The organism is Companilactobacillus insicii, from assembly GCF_003946015.1.
In the GTDB taxonomy this organism is placed as follows: Bacteria; Bacillota; Bacilli; order Lactobacillales; family Lactobacillaceae; genus Companilactobacillus; species Companilactobacillus insicii.
Map to the genome: position 1 here is coordinate 1 of NZ_RHNU01000072.1, position 1,122 is coordinate 1,122.

Genomic DNA, 1,122 nt, shown 5'->3' on the forward strand with positions numbered 1-1,122 from the left:
GACGAATTGTCAAATCAAATGCAACGATTGACCTAAGAAAACTTCTGCCGGTGACTTCCAGCCTAAGACCTTGCGTGGTCGATTGTTAAGTTCGTCAACGAACTTAATGATATCTATATCACTAAGACTGTCGAGATCTGTTCCCTTAGGAAAGTACTCACGGATTAATCCATTAGTATTTTCATTAGTTCCTCGTTGTTGTGGTGAGTGAGGATCCGGGAAATAAACTGAGATATCAAGTTCGTTCATTAATTCATGGTATTGTGCAAATTCAGTTCCTCTATCAGGTGTAAGGGTTTTGATTCGCTTAGGAGTTACCTCTGCTAGAAGATTAAGAATAGCCTGATAAACAAATTGTGAATTTACCTTAGGAACACGCTGAGAGAGAAGAAACCTAGATTTTCGGTCTACCAAGGTGACTAGTGCAGAGTGTCCAGTCTTTCCACGAACTGTATCACCTTCCCAGTGACCAAAACGACTACGATTTTCGGCTGATAATGGTCGTTCATGAATTGAGGCTGCGTCGTTAAAACGTCCGCGACGTTCATTCACTGTTCCTTTAACCTTACGAGTTTTACCTCGGTGTCGTAGTTTTCTTGCGATACCACGTGCTCCATGATTCTTGAGTGGAATACCGAGGTTATCATGTTCGATTCCACGATAAATCGTGTTATAACTTATATTCCAGTCACTGTTTTCATGAGATAGTCGGCCTGAAATCTGTTCGGGTGACCAATGATAATTGACGATGCATTTTATAACGAATTCTCTAATATCAGAATCAGATAAAATCCTTGAGCGACGGCTCTTCAATCGCCGCTGTTGATAAGCGTCTTGTGATTGTGCAGCTGAATACCCATCACGTCCACCATTACGTTGAACTTCTCTTGAAATAGTGGATTTAGAACATCCAACTTGTACTGATATTTTCTGATACGATTGATTTAACTTCAGTCCAACAAGTATGATTTCACGATCTTTTAAGGTAAGATGTTTATATAGGCTCATAGTCTGAGTTCTCCTTGTAATTGGTGTTGTGGTGATTCCATTTTACAAGGTCTCAGGCTATGAGTCTTCTTTTATATTCTAAAACTGATGTTGCACTTCAATTGTAAATTCGTC

The 1,122-nt window shown here is 39.8% G+C and carries 1 protein-coding gene; it reads right to left on the bottom strand.

Annotated features, from left to right (window positions below):
* Positions 1–9: 9 nt before the first annotated feature.
* A complete protein-coding gene (locus EKM79_RS12175) occupies positions 10–1,008 on the bottom strand; it encodes an IS30 family transposase (RefSeq protein ID WP_125569174.1) in 999 nt (332 codons plus the stop codon).
* Positions 1,009–1,122: the final 114 nt, after the last annotated feature.

Bases quoted from the DNA above. Each gene is read 5' to 3' on its own strand.
- EKM79_RS12175 (WP_125569174.1), bottom strand. From the start codon at position 1,008: ATGAGCCTATATAAACATCTTACCTTAAAAGATCGTGAAATCATACTT.